Origin of the sequence: Achromobacter deleyi (genome assembly GCF_013116765.2) — a bacterium.
Classification (GTDB): Bacteria; Pseudomonadota; Gammaproteobacteria; order Burkholderiales; family Burkholderiaceae_B; genus Achromobacter; species Achromobacter deleyi_A.
This window is the reverse complement of record NZ_CP074375.1, coordinates 2,096,528-2,117,101: the sequence shown is the minus strand read 5'-3', so window position 1 is coordinate 2,117,101 and position 20,574 is coordinate 2,096,528. Positions and strand designations below refer to the sequence as shown.

The 20,574-nt window shown below is 61.8% G+C and carries 12 protein-coding genes; 9 read left to right on the top strand and 3 right to left on the bottom strand.

The annotated features are described in order from the left end of the window. The first annotated feature begins 762 nt into the window (after positions 1-762). The 6 genes from HLG70_RS09395 (at position 763) to HLG70_RS09370 (ending at position 10,562) form a co-directional block, all read left to right on the top strand. Positions 763-981 carry a helix-turn-helix domain-containing protein gene (locus HLG70_RS09395; RefSeq protein WP_171662809.1) on the top strand — a complete coding sequence of 73 codons (219 nt, stop codon included), beginning with the start codon at positions 763-765 and terminating at the stop codon, positions 979-981. A 14-nt stretch (positions 982-995) separates the two neighbouring features. After that, positions 996-2,606: a site-specific DNA-methyltransferase gene (locus HLG70_RS09390; protein ID WP_171662810.1), complete on the top strand. Its 1,611-nt coding sequence runs from the start codon at positions 996-998 to the stop codon at positions 2,604-2,606. A gap of 3 nt (positions 2,607-2,609) precedes the next feature. After that, positions 2,610-5,321 (top strand): DEAD/DEAH box helicase, encoded by a 2,712-nt coding sequence (locus HLG70_RS09385; RefSeq protein WP_171662811.1) that lies wholly within the window; start codon positions 2,610-2,612, stop codon positions 5,319-5,321. Next, positions 5,318-7,834 (top strand): McrB family protein, encoded by a 2,517-nt coding sequence (locus HLG70_RS09380; protein ID WP_234103036.1) that lies wholly within the window; start codon positions 5,318-5,320, stop codon positions 7,832-7,834. Before HLG70_RS09385 ends, HLG70_RS09380 begins: the two co-directional genes overlap by 4 nt. A 9-nt stretch (positions 7,835-7,843) precedes the next feature. Continuing rightward, complete coding sequence (locus tag HLG70_RS09375; protein WP_171662812.1) at positions 7,844-9,151, top strand: McrC family protein; 1,308 nt, start codon at positions 7,844-7,846, stop codon at positions 9,149-9,151. Positions 9,152-9,737: 586 nt separating this feature from the next. Beyond that, positions 9,738-10,562, top strand: coding sequence for a class I SAM-dependent methyltransferase (locus HLG70_RS09370; RefSeq protein WP_171662813.1), 825 nt, complete (start codon positions 9,738-9,740; stop codon positions 10,560-10,562). A 117-nt stretch (positions 10,563-10,679) separates the two neighbouring features. Here HLG70_RS09370 and HLG70_RS09365 read toward each other — a convergent pair. Both HLG70_RS09365 and HLG70_RS09360 read right to left on the bottom strand, forming a co-directional pair. After that, positions 10,680-11,767, bottom strand: a protein-coding gene (locus HLG70_RS09365) for an IS3 family transposase (protein ID WP_171668014.1) whose coding sequence is annotated in 2 segments (ribosomal slippage) — positions 10,680-11,515 and positions 11,515-11,767 — 1,089 coding nt in all. Because the reading frame shifts where the segments join, the coding sequence is not laid out codon by codon here. Between the two features lie 202 nt (positions 11,768-11,969). Further along, positions 11,970-12,227: a hypothetical protein gene (locus HLG70_RS09360; protein ID WP_171662045.1), complete on the bottom strand. Its 258-nt coding sequence runs from the start codon at positions 12,225-12,227 to the stop codon at positions 11,970-11,972. Positions 12,228-12,435: 208 nt separating this feature from the next. Between HLG70_RS09360 and HLG70_RS09355 the strand changes: the two genes are divergently transcribed. Next, a complete protein-coding gene (locus tag HLG70_RS09355; RefSeq protein ID WP_171662046.1) occupies positions 12,436-13,059 on the top strand; it encodes a glutathione S-transferase family protein in 624 nt (207 codons plus the stop codon). 16 nt (positions 13,060-13,075) lie between these two features. Further along, entirely contained in the window at positions 13,076-14,113 is a 1,038-nt protein-coding gene (locus HLG70_RS09350; protein WP_171662047.1) for an LLM class oxidoreductase, read from the top strand. Positions 14,114-14,259: 146 nt separating this feature from the next. On the opposite strand, the gene HLG70_RS09345 is transcribed toward HLG70_RS09350, so the two are convergent. Beyond that, complete coding sequence (locus tag HLG70_RS09345) at positions 14,260-15,186, bottom strand: alpha/beta hydrolase (RefSeq protein ID WP_234103035.1); 927 nt, start codon at positions 15,184-15,186, stop codon at positions 14,260-14,262. 807 nt (positions 15,187-15,993) lie between these two features. Between HLG70_RS09345 and HLG70_RS09340 the strand changes: the two genes are divergently transcribed. After that, on the top strand, positions 15,994-20,565 hold the full coding sequence (locus HLG70_RS09340; RefSeq protein ID WP_171662048.1) for an autotransporter outer membrane beta-barrel domain-containing protein: 4,572 nt from the start codon (positions 15,994-15,996) through the stop codon (positions 20,563-20,565). The last annotated feature ends 9 nt before the right edge of the window (positions 20,566-20,574 follow it).

The following is a 20,574-nucleotide window of genomic DNA, read 5'->3' as shown; positions in this document are numbered from 1 at the left end:
GCTTCCTTAAACCTCCCCGGGTTTGGAGGAGGCCGCCAAATCTTTGAGAGGATGGAGTCATCAGGAAGTTAGTGAAGTTTTAGCTTGAGGCGTGCGAGCGCGTGGTGTGCACGGTGTTTGAGCACCGAAGCGAGTACGGATAGCAATGGCCGGCAGTGGTGTCAATCACCGGCAAGATCGGCAGCACGCCGCAGGCGCTGCGGAACAGTAGGCTTTGGGCTCTGTTCTATCCGAACGAGCGGTTTCGGTGGTGAAGCGGACCGACGAGTTTTCGAATTGTGAACTGTCGGTTTCGGGTGCGCCCGTCGTTCAAGTTCCTAACTTGGCTGACGGCGATCAGCCGAAAGCGGTCCACTAGAAAGAAGTGCTGATCGACCGCTTCTGGCCGAAAACAGTCGATTAGCGTTCACGGCTGACTAGCGATAATGGTGTGTTTTCACTACTTGATACCAAATCGCGCCGGTAGGTTTTTTTGGGAGGGACACAACCTTTGTTCACTATCTCCGCTTTCGACCCGTTGCTGCCGTTCGTGCCTCGGCGGCCAATGTCTGCTGCGCAGCGATTGCTGCCAGTCGTACTTGTATCTCATGTGACTGATCATTGAAACAAAGCGGCCTTACGCAGAAGTGTTAGGGAAGCCGAGCAAAAGACGATGCCAAAAGTATCGGGGGTTCGTCTACTACCTGCCAAGCTGATAAATTACACCCTTTGCGATTTAAACCGACTTTATGCCACCCGAAACCCTGCTGCTGGAGTGCTGCGATGACTGCTGAACCTTGGGTTTCTGTGGACCAGATTGCCGAGCATCTGGGCGTCACGCGCGACTCCATCTACCGCTGGATCGACCGCAAGCACCTGCCCGCGCACCGGGTTGGACGGCTGTGGAAATTCCAAGTGTCTGAGGTGGACGACTGGGTGCGCGCCGGAGGCGCGGATGAAGAACAACGCAGCGATGGCCTGCCTCCGTCGCGCAAATCTTGAGGGGATGGGCGCTAATGCCAACATTGAACTGGATCGGCAAAGAAGCCGTCGTTAAACACCACAAGGACGTCCCGTTCCGCCTGCTGGAGCCGGTGACCGATCTTTCCTGTGGCCCGGCGCAAGGCCAAGACTCGGGCAACCTCATCGTGCAGGGCGATAACCTGCACGCGCTCAAGGCCCTGCTGCCACGCTATGCCGGTCAGGTCAAATGCATCTACATTGACCCGCCGTACAACACCGGCAACGAAGGCTGGGTTTACAACGACAACGTGAACAGCCCGGAAATTCGCCGCTGGCTGGGCGAAGTGGTCGGCAAGGAAGGCGAAACGCTGGATCGGCATGACCGCTGGCTTTGTATGATGTACCCGCGCCTAGTGCTGCTGAAGCAGTTTTTGAGCGACTACGGCGCGATCTTTATCTCCATCGACGACAACGAGGTGGCGACACTGCGGTTGTTGATGGATGAGATTTTCGGTGCGAAGAATTTTGTGGCGACGGTGCTGTGGCAGAAGATTTTTTCTCCGAAGAACTCTGCGCGTCATCTTTCTGAAGATCACGATTACATCGTGGTGTATGCATCGAACTCAGACAAGTGGAAGCCTAATCTTCTGCCTCGAACAGAGGAGGCAGATGCACGCTACAAAGACACTGGCGATACGAAAGGGCCGTGGACCTCAAGTGATTTGACTGCGCGTAATTATTACAGTTTGGGTACTTACTCTGTTACGTCTCCCTCCGGTCGAGTGATCGAAGGTCCGCCGTCCGGGCGCTACTGGACGATCTCTAAGGAGTCGTTCGACGCAATGGACAAGGAGGGGCGTATTTGGTGGGGCGAAAAAGGAAACAATATGCCTCGTCTCAAGCGCTATTTGTCAGATGTCAAAGAAGGAATAGTGCCGCAGACGATCTGGTTCTACAAAGATGTGGGGCACACCCAGGAAGCCAAAAAAGAGTTACTTGAGATCGTCAATTTCAACACCTCTGATGATGTGTTCATCACGCCGAAGCCCACCCGCCTGATCCAACGCATTCTGCAAATCGCGACTGACAAGGATTCCATCGTCCTCGACAGCTTTGCCGGTTCTGGCACGACTGGCCATGCCGTGCTCAAGCAGAACGTTGAAGATGGTGGCAATCGGCGGTTCATCCAGGTCGAAATGCTGCCGGAGGTGGCAACCAACATCACGGCGGGCCGCGCCAAGCGAGCCATTTCCGGCTACACCAACGCAAAGGACGCCGTCATTGAAGGCCTCGGCGGCGGCTTCCAGTTCTGCCGCCTGTCCGCAGAACCCTTGTTCGATGCCGACGGACAAATCCGCAGCGATGTGACATTCGCGCAACTGGCCGAGTTTGTCTGGTTCGCTGAAACCGGCACAGGCTTCACCGGCACAGCTGATTCACCGCTGCTGGGCGTGCATGAGGGGCGCGCCATCTATCTGCTCTACAACGGCATCCTCAAGGACAAGTCCGTTGGCGGTGGAAATGTGCTCACCGGCCCAGTGTTCGAGGTACTGCCTAAATTCACTGGCCCGAAAGTGATATACGCCGCCGCCAACCGCATGGGTGGCCGCGCTGCACGCGAGGGCATCACCTTCAAGCAAACCCCTTACGCGTTGGAGGTGTAAGACATGTCCGGATTCGCACCGAAAATCTATCAACAGCAAGTGCTCGACAGCGTGGAGGCTTATTTCAAGGCCTGCTACGAACTGCCCTCACCCACGATTGCCTTCACCGCCACCACCGAACGCCTGTGGGGACGCGGCAACCCGTACAACCCACTGTCGGGCTTCCCGCTCGATATGCCGTACTTTTGCCTGCGTGTGCCCACCGGCGGTGGCAAGACCTGGCTGGCGGCCAAGAGCGTGGCGTTGGTCAACATGCATCTGCTGCGTTGCGAGCACAGCGTGATTCTGTGGCTGGTTCCCAGCAAGCCGATTCGTGAGCAGACCATCAAGGCGCTGAAGGATCGCAGCCACCCGTATCACGCTGCACTGCACGAGGCAGGGCCCATCACGGTGCTGGATCTGGAAGAAGCCAAGAGCATCACCCGCGCTACGCTCGATACCTCGACCACGATCATCATCGCCACGCGGCAGGCGTTTCAGGTGGAAGAAGAAGAGTGCCGCAAGGTGTACCAGTCTAGCGGTGCGCTGATGCACCACTTCGACAACCTCTCGCCTACACAGCGCGACGAGTTGCTGACCGATGGCGAGGGTAGCGAGCGCACCACCCCGTATTCGCTAGCCAATGTGCTGCGTCTGCGCCGCCCGTTCGTGGTGGTGGACGAGGCACACAACAGCCGCACCGAACTGGCCTTTGACATGCTGGCGCGCTTCCGCCCCAGCGGGGTGATGGAGTTGACCGCCACGCCCGATCTGGAGCGCACACCCAGCAACGTGCTCCACAGCGTGTCCGCTGCCGAGTTGAAGGCGGAAGAAATGATCAAGTTGCCGATAGTGCTGGAGGCCGAGCCCAACTGGCACCAATGCCTGGCTGACGCGATTGGCCGCCGCGATGCCTTGCACAAGCTAGCCGATGAAGAACGCCGTGCCGGGGCTGCGTATTTGCGCCCGCTGGTCTTGATTCAGTCGGAACCACGCCGCGCCGGAATCGAGACGCTGGATTTCGAGAAGGTGAAGAACGAGCTGATCACCAACCACGGCATCCCGGCCAGCGAGATCGTGGTGGCCACGGGCGAAGAAAAAGGGCTGGAGCAGATTGACGCCGATTACAAGCTGGGCATTGCCGACCCGAACTGCCCGGTGAAGTTTGTCATCACACAGAAGGCACTGGCCGAGGGCTGGGACTGTCCGTTTGCCTACATTCTGGTGAGCATGGCCTCGCTGTCGTCGGCCACGGCGGTGGAGCAGTTGCTCGGGCGCGTGCTGCGGCAGCCCGGTGCTAGCCATCGGCAGGCAAAGGCATTGAACCAGTCCTATGCCTTCGTGGTGTCGCGCAACTTTGCCGAGACGGCCGGCGCACTGCGTGACCGCTTGGTGGTGGGCGCTGGTTTCGAGCGGCGTGAAGTCGCGGAGTTCGTCACGGCTGCCAAGGCCGAGCAGGCACGACTGGACCTGGAAGGGCACGCAGGGCGCGTGGTCGTTCGGCCTGTTGCGCTCACCTTGTCTGAAAGGCCCGACCTGAAGAGCGTACCGAAGCAGGTGCGTGACAAGGTGAGCTGGGACGGCAAGCTCAATACCCTAACCATTAGCACCCCGCTGACGGAAGATGAGGCAGAACTCCTCAAAACCTCAGTCACCTCCGAAACTGCCGCAGCGGCCATTGTGGAAGCGGCAGAAGTCAGCCGCACCACGGCGATTGAGTTTTTCCAGACGCCTGCTGAATTGGGCGAGCGCTTTCGCGTGCCGCAACTGGCCTTGCGGATGCAGGGCAGTCAAGGTGAATTGGCGTTGTTTGATGACCCGGAGGTACTGGAGTATCCGTGGGACCTCTCGCCCTACGATGCCGTACCGACAGCGGACAACCTGACAGCCCTAGGTGTGGCGCTGAAATTGTCGGAAGGAGGAGAGATTGATATCGGCGGGGACGGCCACGTGGTGTCGCGCTTTTTGCCCGATTTGCAGCGTGATTTGGGCTTCGTCTATCAACCCGAAAACTGGGATGAAGTCCGCATTGCTACCTGGCTGTGCCGCAACCTGCCTGAGCCGTCACTGACGCACGCCAGCAAGCAGACGTTTGTCGCCGCGTGGCTCACCGATTTGCTGCGCCGGGAAGGCTTCACGCTGGCACGCGCCAACTTGCAGAAATTTCTGATCCGTAATCTGGTCGAGGCGCGCATTCGTGAACTGCGCAAACAGGCTGTCGGCAAAGCTTTCCAACAGGTACTATTTGGTCAAGATGCGGCCACGCGCGTGGCGGTGACCGATCAATACGCCTTCGAGTTTCACGCCCAAGCCTACGCGCCCAGCCGTGACTACGATGGACGCTTTGGGCACTTCGATTTCCGCAAGCACTTCTACGGGCGCATGGGTGACTTCGACAGCAAGGAAGAGTTCGAATGCGCCTGCCAGTTGGATATATGGGCGCAACAAGGCCGAATCCAGTTCTGGGTGCGCAACCTCGTTCGGCGCGAAGGCAGTTCCTTCTTCTTGCAGAAGGCCGATGGTCGTTTCTACCCGGACTTCCTGTGCCAGTTACCAGGGACAGCAAGCCAAGCGGGGCCGATTATCGCGGTTGAATACAAAGGGGCGGATCGCTGGAACGGGGCTGAGGATGACCGATTGATCGGTGGACTGTGGGCCAACCTGTCAGAAGGCCGCTGCCGGTTCGTGATGGTCAAGGAAAAGCGCTGGGAATGGGTTGAGGAGGTGCTGAAGTGAGCGACTTCCAAAAACAGTACGCCTTGTGGGACGAATTCCTGTCGGTCTGGCCCACCTCGCGTCTGGCCACGATGACGTTGGATGACTACAGCCAGGTCGGATCGAAGGATAGTTTTACCTACTGGATCGAATCGCGGCTGGATGAGTTGGGCAGCATCTGGGGCGGTTCGTCGTTCAAGTTCGGTGTGTTTTCGCGCAAGAACCTCGATGCGCGCGAGAGTGCGGAAAGCCGCAGCTACTCCGATACCTACGGCTGGTACTCCTCACTGGGTTCCACTGCCGAAGAAGCCTTTGAGAAAGTGCGTGGCTACATTGGGCAAGTCGCGGCCTTGGCCGCGAACGGCGACCTGGACGGCATTGAAGCTTTTGATCGCTTGGGCGAAGCCACCAAGTGGAAGATCGCCTTTCACTACCAGAACCGGCAGACGCCGGTGATCCTGGACATCTTTAAGAAGGCACCTCTGGCCGTATTCGTCGGCGGCTCGGCAAGCCAGTCGATGGTCTCTTTGCAGAAGGCCGCGCTGGCCAAGCGACCCGATGGTATGGGTATTTTGGAATTCGGGCGTCAGGTGTGGGAGGCATGGAGCCAGAAGAACCTGGCCATCTGGAAGCTCTCGCACGGCAACCCGCCCAACTTCACAGATGCCGAGCGCCAGCAATATCTGGATGGCATGTGGGCTGTGATGCACTGTGACACGGGCAAAGACCAAGGCAAGAAGTTCGCCGAGGCACCGGTAGGCGCCTTGTTCTTTCTCTGTCACGGCAACAGCCCGCAACGTATTTGCCAGTTCACTTCGGTTGCCATGCCTTGCGCCAAGGGCAACGGCTGGCTGCAGCGCAGCTACCGGGTACTCAAACCTGCGACGCGCACGGATCGCTACACCGCCAATTCTAAGTATTGGTCGCCGCAGGGCAACACCACTTTCTGGCAGGTGGGGGCGGATGATCTGCCGGAACTCGAGTCAACCTTGCTCACACCCTTCTTCGGCACTGATTTGGCCGAGTTGGCCACCCTGGCGGGCGAGCCCATCGAGGCCTCCAGTATCGGCTGCGGTGGGCCGGCGACGCCCGAGCCAGCGCAGCCCGCTGCCAAACCTACGGCCAGCAAGCCGGTAGCAGCTTGTATCAACCGCATCTACTATGGCCCGCCCGGTACAGGCAAAACTTACACGCTGATGCAACTGCTCAAGCGCGACTACGAGCAACCGGCGTCCATGATCACTCCGCAGGAGTGGCGCAATCAAGCCATCGCAGAGAGGATTGCAGTGTTGACGTGGTGGGAGGCTGCAGCTGCCACACTGTACGACCTAGGCGGATCGGCAACCGTGGGTCAGCTTCTTGACCATCCATTCATACAAGCAGTTGCCGCACGCAGTACCGCGAAAAACCGCCGTGCTTCGATGTGGGCGAACCTCCAGGCGCATACCGTCGAAGAGTCGACAACGGTCAAGTACAGCCGCCGTTTGGAACCGGCCATTTTTGACAAAATGGCCGGTTCTACTTGGCAGTTCGCCGGAGACTGGCGCGATGACTGTGCCGACCTGATTGAACTGGTCGATCAGCTCAATCGTGGCCAACAGGACGCGGGTGCTGTGCAGCGCTACAGCTTCGTCACCTTCCACCAATCCTACGGTTACGAGGAATTCGTCGAAGGACTGCGCCCGGTGCTGGCGGGCGATCCGGACGCGGGCGAAGTGGCCTACGAAATTCGCCCTGGCGCGTTCAAGGAACTGTGCCGCAAGGCGCGGCAAGCCCCCGATCAGCGCTTTGCGATGGTGATCGACGAGATCAACCGGGGCAACATCAGCAAGATCTTCGGTGAACTGATCACTCTAATTGAGCCGGACAAACGCGATCCACTTGATGGCAGCAAGCCGCCCCTAGAGCTGACATTGGCCTATTCGGGTGAGAAGTTTTCCGTGCCAGCAAACGTGGACATCATCGGCACGATGAACACGGCGGATCGTTCACTGGCCTTGCTGGATACGGCGCTGCGCCGCCGCTTTGATTTCGTACCGCTACTGCCCGACACGCGCGCCGTGAAAGTGCCCGATGAGCCATATAGCGCGCCGCTGTCGGGCTTGGTTGTGAGCACGGATGCAGGCAAGATCGACGTGCGCCAGATGCTTGAGCGCATCAACGAACGCATCGAGGCGCTGTACGACCGCGACCATTGCATCGGCCACGCCTACTTCACCCACCTGTGGAGCACGACGGATGGCGCGCAGCGGTTCGAGGCTCTGACCAAAACCTTCCGCAATCGCGTATTGCCCCTGTTGGAGGAGTACTTCTTTGAGGATTGGCGCAAGATTCGGCTAGTGCTGGGCGACAACCAAAAGCCCGATGCCGCCCAGTTCATCACCGAGAGCGATGCTCACGAGCAGTCATTGAATGACCTGTTTGGGGACGACCACGGGCTCGACAGCTACACCACCCAGCGCTGCCATCAACTCCAGGCCTCGGCATTCGTCAACCCAGCCAGTTACCTTGGCGTCTACCAGTCCTTGGCTTGAGGGGGGCGAATGGCGCACACCCCGGTCTATGAATTCGATACATTGGTAGCTGCCGCCGATGGTGTCACCGATGGCGTGGGGCTGCGCACGGTGCCGCCGAAGGTTTTTGCCTGGCTGGAAGCGCAGGCGCTGCGCCTGGCCGAGGTGCGTGAAACGTCCTGGTTACGCTTGACTCAGCGGCGCGGGCGACGCGCTGTGCAGGTGACCCGTTTCGTCGGGGTGATACGGGCCCCGGACGGCTATCAGATTGAGGTGCTGCCAAAAGTCGGCAAAGCCATTGGCGGGGGCGACGTCGAGGCACGTCAGTTGCTGATCGAGATGCTACGCTGCCTGGGTGGCTTTCGCCACATCCAGACCGACAGCGCCAAGCTGTTCGCCACCCGCATGCCCTTGCTAGAAGTGTTCATCGCTGAATTCCTTCGCACCGTGCAGCATCTCGTCAAACGCGGTCTGCGCAGCGATTACAGAGCGCAGCAAGACAACCTGATTGCCCTGCGCGGTAAGCTGCATATAGCAGCACACCTGCGGCACAACCTGTTTCGGCGCGACCGTTTCTTTGCCGAATTTGATGAGTTCTCGCCCAATAGACCGGAGAACCGTTTGTTGCATGCGGCGCTCAAACGGGTGCTCGCGTGGACCGCCTCTCAGGTCAGCCAGCAACTGGCACGCGAGCTGTGTTTCGTGTTTGCCGACGTGCCGGCATCGGAACACCCCGCTACGGACTTCCAGCGAGTGCGCCTGGATCGCGGCATGGCGCATTACGAAGGGGCGTTGGCTTGGGCGAGACTGATCCTGGAGGATGAGTCACCGCTCACCGGCGAGGGAGGGAATCATGCGGCGTCCCTGCTGTTTTCGATGGAGGCGGTGTTCGAGTCCTTCGTCGCTAAGCACCTTGCGCGGCAACTTGGGCAAGGCTTTACGCTGCGCACGCAGGCTCGCAGCCTTTCTTTGGTCAGGCACCTCGAACAGAACTGGTTCCGCCTGAAACCCGATCTGCTGCTGCAGACTTCGAAGGTGAATCGTTTAGTGCTGGATACAAAGTGGAAGCTGCTCAATGGTCAGCAGACCACGGGCTCAGACAAATACGGCTTGGATCAGGGCGATTTCTATCAACTCCACGCGTATGGCCAAAACTACCTCGACGGTCAAGGGGATGTGGTGCTTATCTACCCGAAAACGGATAGCTTGAACAAGGCCCTTCCAGTGTTCGAGTTTCCGAAATCTTCAGGACTGCGGTTGTGGGTGCTGCCGTTTTGTTTAAAGCGCAAAAAATTGCTATTGCCGGAGTGCTGCAGCCTCGACGCATTCCTATTTTGACGGAAACTTCACATCAACCTGCTGGAGCTCTAGCTAATCTGGAAACGTTGAAGCAATCGACAAGAGCTGTGTGAGCGACATGAGCTTGACGCGAGGTGCAAACACAGTAGTTTGAAGCGGTACTCGGCGAGCCAGGCGTTCAAGAGGCAGATTCCGAGTTGACGCTGCCGTTCAAGGCATGCTGTGGTCAACGGCCGGTATTGGTGTGCTGCGGCCATTCAGGCACTGGACCATGAATGACTCAGATCAGCCTGAATCCGACATTTTGCGACTTACCAACCAATGACCGCTTCTGGCCGGAAGCCGACCTTCGTGATTGTCCGCTTTCGGCCATGTATTCAACCTATTGTTGCAGCGAAAATATGAAATCGTTCTGCACTGGGGGATCGTCACGGCCTCGGCCCCCTGTATCGCCGGCAAGCCTGCTAGCGTATTCCCTTTGTTGTTTGTACTGGCCCCGAGCTTGACCTATTCTTTTCAAAGGCATTCTTCGCGACGGGCCTCATGAGTTCGCCACGCAAACCAAGGCCTGGCCCGTCTACGGCTCGCTAGACGGCATCATCGACGTTCTTCGGAGTCGATCATCATGAACACGTCCAGTGGCGATCGCGTCTTCGCCGGCCCCATTCCTCAGGTGTATGAGCAGTATCTGGTTCCGCTGATCTTCGATCCGTATGCAAGAGATATGACCCGCCGAGTCGCCTCCCTGGCTCCTGGGGCGGTCCTGGAAATCGCCGCGGGGACTGGGGTGGTCACGCGCCATCTGGCGGACAAGTTGCCCGCCGCCGTTTCTATCGTATCGACCGACTTGAGTCAGGCCATGCTCGATCATGCAATGACCCTCGGCACGAGCCGCGCGGTGACGTGGCGGCAGGCCGATGCGATGAGCCTCCCATTTCCCGATGGCGCCTTCGATGCGGTGGTATGCCAGTTCGGTGCGATGTTCTTCCCGGACAAAGCGATAGCCTTCGCCGAGGCCAACCGGGTACTACGGCCAGGGGGAACGTTCTTGTTCAATGTCTGGGATCGAATAGAGGAAAACGAATTCGCCGATTGCGTCAGCCAGGCGATGGCGGGCCTGTTCCCGAAGGATCCTCCTCAATTCATGGTGAGGGTGCCGCACGGCTACTACGACCAGGCAGTGATAGCCAGCGCGCTTTTGAAGGGCGGCTTCGCGGACTCCATTCGGTTCGATACCGTTGCTATGCAAAGCCGGGGCGAGTCACCTCGAACTGTCGCGACCGCCTATTGCCAGGGAACGCCGCTGCGCAACGAGCTCGAAGGGCGCGACGCCTCAATTCTGGGCGCGGCAACGGATGTTGCCGCCGCCGCCATCGAAAAGCGCTTTGGGGGTGGCCAGGTCAGCGGCAAGATTCAGGCACACGTTGTCTCGGCGACCAAGAAGGCATAGGGCGGTATGCGGTCTCGGCCCGATGACTTCGCGAACCCCAAGCTCAAGCGGATCGGCACAGGCAGGCCGCTTAACTGGTAATCCCCCCATTTTTAGCGATCGCCAGAAGTAGGAACACTACGCGGCCATGGCCAACCGCTGTTTGGGGGTAAATCCGCCCAGAGCCATATTTGGGCGCTCGTGATTGTAGGACCACATCCACTGCGTGGCCACGCGCTGTACGTGGTCCAGATCGTCCCAGTGATATTGAGACAGCCATTCGTAGCGCACGGTCCTGTTGAACCGTTCGACGTAGGCATTCTGCTGCGGCTTGCCCGGCTGGATGTATTCGAGCTTTATGCTCCATGCCCCGGCCCACTCGACAATTGCCGCGCTCAGGTATTCGGGGCCGTTATCGCACCGAATGGCTAAGGGCTTGCCCCGCCAGCCGATGATCTGCTTGAGTGTGCGGATCACGCGCTCGGATGGCAACGAGAAGTCAACCTCAATGCCCAGCGCCTCGCGGTTGAAGTCGTCAATCACGTTGAACACGCGGATGCTGCGCCCATCGGCAAGCTGGTCATGCATGAAGTCCATCGACCATACCTGGTTCACGTTGGTGGGCACGGTCAGTGGCTCAGGCGTCTGCCGTATCAGCCGTTTGCGCGGCTTGATACGCAGGTTCAGCTCGAGCTCTCGATAGATCCGGTACACGCGCTTATGGTTCCAGCCGAAGCCTCGAACATTGCGCAGATACAGGAAACACAGACCAAAGCCCCAGTTGCGGTGGTTGTCGGTCAGACGTAGCAGCCAGTTGGCGATCTCCTCGTTCTCAGCGTCCGCCTTGGCGACATACCGATAGCAAGTCTGACTGATGCTGAACGCCTCGCAGGCCATCCGGATCGATACGCCGCGATCCTGCACTGCACGTTGGGCCATCTCGCGGCGGCGAGATGGCCTCACCACTTTTTTTCTAGCGCCTCCGTCACGATCTCGGCCTTGAGCTTCTCCTCGACGTACATCTTGCGCAGCCGGGCGTTCTCGGCCTCCAGCTCCTTCATGCGCGCCATCAGCGATACGTCCATGCCGCCGTACTTGGAACGCCACTTGTAGAACGTAGCCGAGCTGATGCCCAGCTCTCGGCACAGATCAGGAACAGCAAGGCCAGCCTCCACGCGCTTGATGGCTTCAATGATCTGGCTATCCGTAAATCTCGACTTCTTCATGCGGTAGAACTCCTCAACGAGAAAATTCTACTTCTGACCTCATCGCTTTTGCGGGGGGATTACCAACTCACACGCTGACTCGAAGGTCCTGACTCGGGAGTCGAGTTCGAGAAACTGGCCGCCTGCTTCCGGTCGGAAGTGACCTGCGCGGCAGGGCTGCGGGATAGCTCGTAGTCCTGCCGGTAGTTCCGTCGGAGAGTCCTCAACTCCGAGTACGCAGTGCGTCCGCGATGGAATCCAATGCGTATCCGACGTTCTGCAAGACTTTTGCCGTGGCGGTGCGCGTGAACTCGTCGGACGCGGTCTTCATGAACGCGGCGATCAACTCGGGATGTTCCTTGGCGTAGCCGGCACCGAAGACCGCGTCGATCTGGGTCTCGGCTGTTCGCAGGTAGCTCTCCGCACGAACTTGGGCAAGGGTGTACAGCGTGTCAAGGTTCGCTTCAATGAACTCAGCCATGAGGGGCCTCCAATGACGACGGTTGGAAGCTCCAAGCCTAGCACTTGGGCCGGGGCGCCGCCATCGGGCGCCCGCGAAGGCTGGTTGTTTCAGGGTTTAGATTTTCTAAATTTAGTGGGCAGGAATCATCGCTTTTGTCGAAGCAGATTGCGTATCAGAATTCGTGATCCCAGTGCGATTCCACTAATTTGGTTTATCTACAGATCCGATGTTGCATCTCTATTCCGACAGTTCCCCCAATGGCTTCAAGGCAACCATTGCGCTTGAAGAGCTTTCCTTGCCGTACCGTCTGCACCACGTGCGCATCGACGAAGGCGCACATCGCCAGCCCGACTTTCTGGCACTGAATCCCCATGGCCGCATTCCCGTGCTTACGGATAGCGAGACTGGCGTGGAGCTTTTCGAGTCAGCAGCGATTCTCTTGTACCTGGCCGATAAGACTGGAAAGCTGCTCCCGTCGAATCCGCGTGCACGCTGGGAAGCAATCAAGTGGTTGCAGTTCCATGCATCCAGCGTCGGGCCGCTGCTGGGTCAGCGCGTGCACTTCGAGCTGTTTGCGCCGGAACCCATCCCTTCCGCCATCGACCGATACCGGCGCCTCACGGAAGAAGCGTTTGCGGTGCTGGATCGCGTTTTGGCGAATCGCCCTTATCTGGCGGGCGACGACTATTCCATCGCGGACATCGCCCATTTTGGCTGGATGCACATCGCGCAAATTGTCCATTTCGATTTCAGCCCGCACCGGCACTTGAGTGCATGGCATGAGCGGGTAGGGGATCGACCCGCGGTACGCAAGGGCATTACCTTGCCCGCACCGGCAACCGGTGCGTGAACATCAGGTACAAGAAATGAGCGCAACAGACTTCTCCCAACGCACGAGCGGCGCGTCTTACGCCGCGTTTTACACGCACCCTGGTTACCGCCGAATGTTCGCGCCGGACCGGCTGACAGTTGGCATCTTTCTGCCGCTGCGCAGCTACCAGGGGAACATGGAGGTGCTTGCTGGCCAGGCCGATCTGGTCACCGAGATCGACAGGCATGGCTTCGCCGCCGTGTGGGTGCGCGATGTGCCCTTGTTCGATCCCTCCTTCGGGGATGCGGGGCAGGTGTTCGATCCCTACACCTATCTTGCCTTCCTGGCCGCGCGCACCAGACACGTGGCTCTGGCCACTGGCAGTGCCGTCGTCTCTCTGCGTCATCCCATCGACCTGGCCAAGGCAGCCGCGACGATTGACCAGCTGTCTGGCGGCCGCCTGGTGATGGGAGTGGCTTCCGGCGACAGGCCGATTGAGTTCCCCGCCTATGGGCTGGATCACGGGGCCCGGGCAGAGCGCTTTGCTCAGGGTGTCGCCTACATACGCCAGCTCATGCGTGCCGGGCGTCTGGCCATAGCCTCCCCGCTGGGTCGCTTCGAGGGCGCCGAGTTCCTGCCCAAGCCGGTCGCCGGTGCCATTCCGATGGTCGTGACGGGCTCTTCCGGCCAATCGCTCGCGTGGATTGCCGAGCATGCGGACGGCTGGCTGACGTACCCGAATGAGACCCATACGCCCAAAGGCCCTCAGCACCTGGCGGAAAAAATCCGTGCGTGGCGTAACCTTATTCCGGGAGGTGCATTCCGACCGCACATGACTAACGAATGGATAGACCTGGTGGACGACCCTGACCATCCGCGCACGCCGTTGCACGGCGGTTATGTTCTGCGTACGGGGCGCAAGGGGTTGATGACGCTGCTGGAAGAGTGGCAGGCGGCAGGGGTGAACCACGCTGCGCTCGGAATACAGTTTTCGCAGCGTCCGCCGGCGGAGGTTCTGGAGGAATTGGCCAAGGAAGTGCTGCCGCATTTTCCATCGCACGGGGGGCTGCTTCCATCGCCTGTCGCATGGTGAACCAAGGTCATGCGCAAACATGTCACAGCTGGCGCGCTACCGCGCAGGCCCGGAGTTGCACAGTTGATATCCTGGGTCGCTTACGGCCTTGATACCCGGCGATAGCGGCGATGCGACGTTTGCTTTTGTCTGCTCTTTGCGATGGGTCAGCGCGCCAGCAGCAGATATTTCAGGCCCTGCGTGAATCCTCGTGGCGCCACGGTGAGATGGTCCTCGTCGTTCAGGACCGCTGACTTGAGTTTCAAGCTCGGGTATTTCCGGCTTTGCAATGCCGTCTCCAGAGCCTTGTTGTCGGCGACCATGTCTACCGTCTGGTTGTAGCGCTGATCACCCTTGCGCAGGGCCTCATAGGCGCCGACATACAGATAGACATTCGCCGCCAGGTCCTGATTCTGCTTGGCGTAGCTCGCTTCGAGCTTCAAGGCATACCGCTTGTCGTACCAGAGTGATGGACTGCCGAGGATATAGCCGCTGAACAGGCCGGGCTCGGTGAAAAGGATCTGCGCCCCTAGCAGGGCGCCGTAGGAGTGACCGAGAAAAATTGCTCTGGCAGGGTCGGCGCGGTAGCGAGCGGCGACGAAGGGCTTGACCTGATCGCGTAGATATATTTGATAGGCGCGCGACTGACCATGGATCGCATTGGCGGGTGCGGAACTTGGGTCGTTTGGAGTCGGCGTGTAGTCACGTTGGCGGCTGACCCCGCCATCCTCGCCCTTTCCATAGGACAGGCCGACAAGGATGAATTCCTCAATCCGGGGCCCCTCAACGTTCAGGCGGCGTCCCAACTGCCGGATGATCGGGAAAGCGTAGTCGGCGTCGGTCACGTAAAGCACCGGGTAGCGGCGCTGCGGCTGCTTCGCATAGGACGGTGGCAAGGCAACGAAGACCTGGTAGCCGCGGCCAGAAACCGGATCGGGCACGTCCCATACCTCGCTGTCGGCGATCTCGTATGGGCGCCCCTCTCCAGGCTGCACCTTGGGCGCCGATTGGGTCTGTGCTTGCGTCGGGCTGCCAAAGACGCCGAAGGTGGCAATGACGGCAATCAGCAGGGCACTTGGAAACTGTCTTTGCATGTGAAGTCCGCGGTCTCCGGCAGCAGGCAATCCATGGCCTGGCGGATTTTATTTTAGGGAGGGAGTTTACCGAATCAACGGGCAGCCTCTCGCGACGAATGAACTTTTTTGCGCCGAGTGTTACTCACGCCGCAAACCATCGTCTTACTTGAGCACCTATAAATGCGTACCCCCTTTGCGGCATACAAGCTGAAACGTCGTCCCGGTTATCTGGCCCTTGCTGCCGCGACCTGCCTCCCTCTTGCTGGAACGCCCGCATTTGCGGACAGTCTGCTCGTGGGCGTTGGTGGGAATGGCGGCGTGTCGACAGGTGGCACTTTTGCTGCTGGCGACGGCGGTGGCGGGGGTATAGGCGGGGGCGGTGGCGGCGGCGCGGCGGGTTACGGCGGCGGCGCTGGCGGTGGACTGGTGCGGGGCGACGAAGGGAGTACCGGGGCTGGCACGGGCGGCGGCGGCAATCGGGGCACCGATGGCGGCGCCGGTGGCGCATCCGGCACCTTGGGCGGCCAAGCCGGCGTGGGCGGGGGCGGCGGCGCCGCGGGCCCAACCGGTTCCACGGGGGGCGGCGGCAGCGGCGGCGGCGGCTTGGGGGCCGGTGGCGGCCAGGGCAATGGCGGGGCGGGCGGGGACGGCGGCGCCATTGTCGACATCGACGGAACGCCTTTTGCTGGGACGGCAGGGCAGGGCGCCCAAGGAGCCGGCGGCGGATTTTTTTTGCCGAGGACCTACGACTACGTTGGAATTGGCGGTGGCGGGGGCGGCGCGGGCAAGTCAGTCTCCGGCGGTGACGGGACTAGTGGTGATCTCATGGTCAGCAATGCCATGCTGACAGTGAACCGCTCCCTGCTGCTGGGCGGGGGCGGCGGAGGCAGCAGCGTGAGCGCCACCGGCGGCCGCGGTGGAAACGGCGCACTGACGCTGGTAGGCGCCACGCTTTCCGTTGCCGACACGCTCCTGATCGGCGGCGCGGGCGGCGGCGCCAGTGAGGGCAGCGTGCGGGCAGGCGGCCAGGGGGGCGACGGCACGCTGAACGTAGGCGTCAATTCCGCCGTGCGGATCGGCGGCGGGGCGCGACTGGTGCTGGGCGGCGGAACGGGCGGTGGAGCCGGCGTGCTCAACCTGGGCCAGGGCAGCGCGGACTTTGCCGGCGGCGGAACGTTCACCATCAACTCGAATGGCACGCTCAATATCGGAAACAGTACGCCTGGCGCAACAACAGGCGGCACGATTGCGAACCTTTCCTCATTGGTCAACAACGGAACGATCAATTTCAACCAGGCCGGGGCCGGCCCGTACGTGCTGACATCGAACATCACCGGTTCCGGTTCCGTGGCGGTCAATAGCGGCGGCACAACGCTGCTCCTGGGCAACAACACTTACACGGGGGGAACGACGGTATCCGCGGGCACCCTGCAAATTGGCGCCGGCGGCGTCACGGGTACGATCAGCGGCAATATCGTCAATAACTCGTCGGTCGTTTTCAGCAGAACCGACGCCGTCAGCTATGCCGGTTCCATGAGCGGCAGCGGCACCTTGGGCAAGACCAGCACAGGAACCCTGCGGTTGTTGGGCGCCAGCACCGCAACCGGAGACATCTACGTATCCCGCGGCGCACTGGAGTTGACGGGCGCCGCGGCTCGGCTGGGCAGCGCGGCGTCGGACATGATCATCGGGTTGCAGGGTGATGCGCTGTTGACCGTGAGCAATGCTGCCCAATTGGTTTCCCATGATGCCGAAATCGGCACGACCAATGGGGGCACGGCAATCGTCACGGGAGCTGATTCGAAGTGGACGGCCAACTTCCTCTACGTCGGCAACACGGCGGCAGGGGAGCTGCGATTGCTGGACGGCGCCAAGCTGTCCACCGTGCGCAGCTTCGTCGGCACCCATGCCAACGGGCACGCGGTGGTCGCCGGCGCGAATACGGTCTGGACCAGCACTAGCGGGATCCTGCTGGGCAACAACCTGGGTGTAACGGGATCTTTGGTCGTTGAGAAGGGAGGCACGGCGAGCACGTCGCGGGTGGAGATTGGCGGCAGCGGCGGGGTGGTGTTTGTCTATGGTTCGGACGCGACCGGGCGCGGCGTTCTGCAGACGGGGCCCGTTATCCGGCACGCCGGCACAACGACAAGCACCGTTGACATCGATGGCGGTGTGCTGCGGGCAGCGTCCGCGGAAGCGGACCTTTTCCAGGGGTTTGCCGCGGGCGACGTGACGCTGGGCACCGGCGGGCTGTACCTGGATTCCAACGGTTACGACGTGGGCATCTCGACGGTGCTGGACGGCGACGGCCGGTTGAACAAGACAGGCGCGGGCAAGCTGACCCTGTCCGGCGCCAACACGTATGCGGGCGGCACGGCCGTGCAGGCGGGCACCTTGACGGCGGGCGCGTCGCAGGTCCTGGGAACCGGCCCGCTGAATGTCAGCAGCGGCGCCACGCTGGATCTCAATGGCTATGCCCAGTCGGTCGCCGCGCTGACGGGAGCGGGCGATGTGCGGCTGGGAAGCGCCACGCTGGCGCTGGGCTCCGGCAACAGCAGCACCTTGTTTTCGGGCGCCGTGAGCGGGGCAGGTGGATTGCGCAAGCAGGGCACCGGCGCGCTCACCTTGTCGGGCATCAGCACCTATACGGGCACGACGCAGATCGACGCGGGCTCGTTGGTCGTCAACGGTTCCATTGCCAATTCCGCCGTTACCGTCGGCAGCGGCGCGCGGCTGGGCGGCAGCGGGACCGTGGGCGCAACCACGGTGGCATCCGGGGGCGTTCTCGCACCGGGCAATTCGCTGGGCAGCCTGCGGGTGGCCGGCGACTTCACCCTGGCCGCTGGCGGGACGCTGGATTACGAACTGGGCGCGCCGGGCACGGGGGCTTCCGCGCCCGGCGCCAGCGACCATCTGCAGGTCGCCGGCAACGTGGCGCTGGACGGCACCCTGGCGCTGAGCGACCCGGGCGGAATCGCTGGATTGGGTTACTACCGCTTGATCAGTTACGGCGGCCTGCTCTCCGGCGGCGGCCTGCAACTGGGCGGGCTTCCGGCCTCGCTTGCCTCCCAAGACGTGCGCGTGGTGTCCGAGGTGGCGGGCCACCTTGACCTGCGCGTGGGCGCCACGGGCAGCAATCTGCTGCAGACCTGGGCGGGCGGCAATGGCACCTGGAACGCCGCCGCCACCAATTGGGTGAATGACGGCGGCAGCATGCCTGAAGCGTGGGCGGGCAACCACGCCGTCTTCCTGACGAACGGCGGCGGCACGGTTGGCGTGCAAGGCACGCAATCGTTTGCAGGCCTGCAGTTCGTGGCCGACGGCTATCGCCTGAACGGCGCCGGCACGCTGGAAACGCGCGCGGCAGGCAGCGAGCTTCGCGTCCTGGGTGGCGCGGTCGCCACGATTGATACGGTGATATCCGGAACGGGCGGCATCGACAAGACGCAGGGCGGCACCCTGGTGCTCAATGGCGCCAACACCTACGGCGGCGGCACCACGGTGTCAGCGGGCGTGCTGTCGGTGTCCGGCGACGCCAATCTGGGCGCCGCCGGCACCAATGTGGCGCTCAACGGCGGCACGCTGCGTATCGCCAGTCCCGCCTATCAAGGTACCGGGCGCAGCCTGACGCTGGCCGCCGCGGGCGGCACGCTCGACCTGCCGAATGATTTCACCTTGCAAGGCGCGGTGTCGGGCACGGGCGCGTTCAACAAGACCGGAGCGGGCATGCTGACCCTGGCTTCGGATAGCCGCGCCTATGCTGGCACGGCCACGGTGTCCGCGGGCGGGCTGACGCTCACCGAGGGCGCGCGGCTGGGCGGATCCCTGCAAGTCGCGCCGGGCGCCATGCTGGCGGGCGGCGGCACCCTGGGGTCGGCCACCATCGCGGCGGGCGCCGTGCACGCGCCCGGCGGCGACGGCATCGGCACGCAGGCCTTCTCCGGCGATTACGTCAACCACGGCACGCTGCGCATCGACGCCACGCCCACCGCGCACGACAGCGTGCTGGTGGCGGGCGGTGTCGACATCACGGGTGCGATCCTGGACCTGCGCCTGTCACCCGCGGACGCGCCGGCCTGGAATGCCACGACCGGTCCTTACACGCTGGTTGCCAAGCAGGGCGCCGGCGCGGTTGCTGGCGGGTTTGCCGCGGTGAACAATCCGCTGCTGTTCCTCAATGCCTCCGTCAATACCGCCGGCGGAGACGGCAACGATGTGACGCTGACGCTTGAACGCAACGAACGCAGCGTGGCAAGCGCGGCCCAGACCCCCAACCAGCGCGCCGTGGCGACGGCCATCGACAGCCTGCCGCAAAGCCATGAGGTGTGGCGCAACGCCATGCTGAGCAACGACGCTGGCCAGTTGCAACAGGGCCTGAACCAACTGTCCGGCGACACGCACGCCAGCCTGGTGTCCGCCCTGATGAACGCGACGCCGTTCTCCACGCAGACAGGGCTGGCCCGGTTGCGCAACAACCTGTCGGCGCCGCTGCTGCCGGGCGCGCCCAGCGCCCAGGCCGGCGCCTCGGACGCTCCCGCCTCCGCCGCATTGCTGCCTCGTTCGGGCGATTCGCCGCTGTGGGCCCAGGTAACGGGAGACTGGCAGCGCCAGCGCGGCGACGGCAATGCGCCCGGCGCCGACCAGAGCAGCACGGGCGTCGTGGTGGGCGGTGACGCCGGTGTAGGCCAGGGTTGGCGTGTGGGTGGAGCCTTCGGCTACACGGATGCGCGCTTGCGTCCCGACCAGCGTACGGCCACCGCCAAGACGCAGAGCTATACCGCGACGGTCTACGGCGGCAAGTCCTATGCCGCTGGCGCCGGCGCCGTCAACGTCCTGGCGGGCGCGGCCTACAGCTGGCACGACATCGACACCCGCCGCCAGGTCCGCTACGGCAGCATGGACCAGACGCTGAAGGCGAGCTACAGCGGCAGCACCACGCAGCTGTTTGCCGAGGCGGGATATTCCATGGCGGTGGCGCCCACCGTGACGCTCGAACCCTTTGTCGGCCTGTCCTGGAGCGAGCTGCGCGTGCGCGGCTTTTCCGAATCGGGCGGATCCGCGGCCTTGTCCGGAAGCGCCCAGACGCAGGACACCACCAGCACGCTGGCCGGCCTGCGCGGCCAGTGGGCGCCGGCGCAATCCGACATCCTGCTGCGCGGCATGCTGGGCTGGCGCCACGCCTACGGCAGCCTGCGGCCGACGCAGACGCTGGCCTTCGACCAGGGCGCTTCCTTTTCAGTGGCAGGGGCGCCAATCGCCCGCGACGCGGCACGCATCGAACTGGGCGCCGACCTGGTCGTCGTGCGCAACATGACGGCAGGCCTGAGCTATGGCGGAGAGTTCGGAGGTGGAAACCGTCAGCACGCGGGTTCCCTGGACGTGCGCTGGAAATTCTGAAAACTTGAA